1 rRNA gene is annotated in these 2,980 nt (G+C 51.2%); it reads right to left on the reverse strand.

The features are described 5' to 3' along the window. A 23S ribosomal RNA gene (locus tag CBF29_RS13565) occupies positions 1–2,809 on the reverse strand; the annotation flags it as partial. Positions 2,810–2,980 lie beyond the last annotated feature (171 nt).

Genomic DNA, 2,980 nt, shown 5'->3' on the forward strand with positions numbered 1-2,980 from the left:
AAGAAATGGGAAATCTCATCTTGAGGGGGGCTTCACGCTTAGATGCTTTCAGCGTTTATCCCGTCCACACGTAGCTACCCAGCGATGCTCCTGGCGGAACAACTGGTACACCAGCGGTGTGTCCATCCCGGTCCTCTCGTACTAAGGACAGCTCCTCTCAAATTTCCTACGCCCGCGACGGATAGGGACCGAACTGTCTCACGACGTTCTGAACCCAGCTCGCGTGCCGCTTTAATGGGCGAACAGCCCAACCCTTGGGACCGACTACAGCCCCAGGATGCGACGAGCCGACATCGAGGTGCCAAACCTCCCCGTCGATGTGGACTCTTGGGGGAGATAAGCCTGTTATCCCCAGGGTAGCTTTTATCCGTTGAGCGATGGCCCTTCCATGCGGAACCACCGGATCACTAAGCCCGACTTTCGTCCCTGCTCGAGATGTATCTCTCGCAGTCAAGCTCCCTTCTGCCTTTGCACTCTACGAATGATTTCCAACCATTCTGAGGGAACCTTTGGGCGCCTCCGTTACCTTTTAGGAGGCGACCGCCCCAGTCAAACTGCCCATCTGACTATGTCTCCCAGCACGATCAGTGCTGCGGGTTAGAATGGTCATAACACAAGGGTAGTATCCCACCAGCGCCTCTTCCGATACTTGCGTACCGGTCTCCTCGGCTCCTACCTATCCTGTACATGTGTCACAAACACTCAAAATCAAATTACAGTAAAGCTCCATGGGGTCTTTCCGTCCTGTCGCGGGTAACCTGCATCTTCACAGGTACTAAAATTTCACCGAGTCTCTCGTTGAGACAGTGCCCAAATCGTTACGCCTTTCGTGCGGGTCGGAACTTACCCGACAAGGAATTTCGCTACCTTAGGACCGTTATAGTTACGGCCGCCGTTTACTGGGGCTTCAATTCTGAGCTTCGCTTGCGCTAACCCATCCTCTTAACCTTCCAGCACCGGGCAGGCGTCAGCCCCTATACGTCATCTTTCGATTTTGCAGAGACCTGTGTTTTTGATAAACAGTCGCTTGGGCCTATTCACTGCGGCTGACCTTGCGGTCAGCACCCCTTCTCCCGAAGTTACGGGGTCATTTTGCCGAGTTCCTTAACGAGAGTTCGCTCGCTCACCTTAGGATGCTCTCCTCGACTACCTGTGTCGGTTTGCGGTACGGGCAGTGTTAATCTCACTAGAAGGTTTTCTTGGCAGTGTGATGTCAGAGACTTCGGTACTTAACTTCCCTCCCCATCACAGCTTGTCCTTACGCCCATAAGCATTTTACTCATCGGCAGACTCACTGCTTGGCCAGACTCTTCCAATCGTCTGGTTCTCTTAACCTCCTGCGTCACTCCTTCGCTCAAACAATTAACACTGGTACAGGAATATCAACCTGTTACCCATCGCCTACGCCTGTCGGCCTCGGCTTAGGTCCCGACTAACCCTGGGAGGACGAGCCTTCCCCAGGAAACCTTAGTCTTACGGTGGACAGGATTCTCACCTGTCTTTCGCTACTCATACCGGCATTCTCACTTCTAAGCGCTCCAGCCGTCCTCACGATCGGCCTTCAACGCCCTTAGAACGCTCTCCTACCAATGCACCTAAGTGCATTCCACAGCTTCGGTAGTATGTTTAGCCCCGGTAAATTTTCGGCGCAGGGTCACTCGACTAGTGAGCTATTACGCACTCTTTAAATGGTGGCTGCTTCTAAGCCAACATCCTAGTTGTTTGTGCAACCCCACATCCTTTTCCACTTAACATACATTTTGGGACCTTAGCTGGTGGTCTGGGCTGTTTCCCTTTCGACTATGGATCTTATCACTCACAGTCTGACTCCCGGACATGAATGAATGGCATTCGGAGTTTATCTGAATTCGGTAACCCGGGATGGGCCCCTAGTCCAAACAGTGCTCTACCTCCATCATTCTTTCGTCCGAGGCTAGCCCTAAAGCTATTTCGGAGAGAACCAGCTATCTCCAAGTTCGTTTGGAATTTCTCCGCTACCCACACCTCATCCCCGCACTTTTCAACGTACGTGGGTTCGGTCCTCCAGTGCGTTTTACCGCACCTTCAACCTGGACATGGGTAGATCACATGGTTTCGGGTCTACGACGACGTACTCATGCGCCCTATTCAGACTCGCTTTCGCTACGGCTCCGCTTCTTCAGCTTAACCTCGCACGCCATCGTAACTCGCCGGTTCATTCTACAAAAGGCACGCTATCACCCATTAACGGGCTCTAACTTGTTGTAGACACACGGTTTCAGGATCTCTTTCACTCCCCTCCCGGGGTGCTTTTCACCTTTCCCTCACGGTACTGGTTCACTATCGGTCACTAGAGAGTATTTAGCCTTGGGAGATGGTCCTCCCGGATTCCGACGGAATTTCACGTGTTCCGCCGTACTCAGGATCCTCATAGGTGTGTGACTGATTTCGCTTACGGGGCTTTTACCCCCTTTGGCTGACCTTTCCAGGTCGATTCAGCTATCAGCCAACACTACCATGTTTGAGTCCTACAACCCCAGAAAGCAAGCTTTCTGGTTTGGGCTCTTTCCGTTTCGCTCGCCGCTACTTAGGAAATCGATTTTTCTTTCTCTTCCTGCAGGTACTTAGATGTTTCAGTTCTCTGCGTCTATCTCTTATGACCTATGTATTCAGTCATAAGTAGCATCCAATCAAAGATGCTGGGTTGCCCCATTCGGAAATCTCTGGCTCATAGCTTACGTACAGCTCCCCAAAGCTTATCGGAGTTAGTCCCGTCCTTCATCGACTTCTAGTGCCAAGGCATCCACCGTGTGCCCTTGTTCACTTAACCTTATTGCTAACCCAAAGGGTTAGGCTTTTGACTTCCGCTGATGAGCGATCACCAGTTCCGTCAATCCTCTTTCTTAGCGTTTGAACGTTGTTTTAAAACTCTTTTCAACGCGGTGTTCTCGGTTTGTTTCTTTGAATGTGTTTCTTATCCAGTTTTCAATGAACGAAATTT

It is taken from the genome of Vagococcus elongatus (assembly GCF_003987645.1).
Classification (GTDB): domain Bacteria; phylum Bacillota; class Bacilli; order Lactobacillales; family Vagococcaceae; genus Vagococcus_A; species Vagococcus_A elongatus.